A 686-nucleotide genomic window follows, 5' to 3' on the forward strand; every position below is an offset into this window, starting at 1 on the left:
CCCCCCCCCCCCCCCCCCCCCCCCCCCCCCCACCTATTTTCAAGCAGAAGACGGCATACTAGATAATTGGCGGAGTCTCGTGGGCTCGGAGATGTGTATAAGAGACAGATATTTATCATAGTAGTTTGCCATCACCACCTCCATGCTAGGAGCGAGCGTTCAACAAGATTAACTACCACCCCTGTAAATTATTTATTATTTTCCAAACCAGCAAGCAAACCAGAACACTTATATAACAGCCAACCTCACACAGGACCAATCCAAATAGAACCTACCGCTCCTTACTCCCACAATAAAGAACGGCAGGGATTACTCATCGCCTCTGGACAACGTAAACATCATCCATGCACTGGAGTGTTAGAAATAGTATCTGGTACCGATTTCAAACTTAGTAGCAGACTTCTTCAAGTCGCTGCCAGAAATATGCACATTATGTGTCGATATGCTATGACTCATTTCGGCAGTAAAAGCCACGTTTTTGTTAATAAAGTACTTCCCACCCAGCTTCATCTTGATATTCAACCCAGTGTGGTCGATGCTGTGTGTAGAAAACTCATTTTTATCGCCGCTATAGTCGGCCGAAATGATTTGCGTACTGGCGCCAACATAAGGGACAAAGTTGCTGTTGTTCACAAAGTTGTATTCCGTGAACACGCCAAGCGCGCCGGACTTGTAAGACTTGCTGG

1 protein-coding gene is annotated in these 686 nt (G+C 46.2%); it reads right to left on the bottom strand.

Annotated elements, in window-relative coordinates:
* Positions 1 to 357: 357 nt before the first annotated feature.
* On the bottom strand, positions 358 to 686 hold a 329-nt coding region (locus JHD59_RS22020; RefSeq protein ID WP_233164468.1), incomplete at its 5' end, for an opacity family porin.

It is taken from the genome of Chromobacterium sp. ASV23, from assembly GCF_016428945.1.
GTDB lineage: Bacteria > Pseudomonadota > Gammaproteobacteria > Burkholderiales > Chromobacteriaceae > Chromobacterium > Chromobacterium sinusclupearum.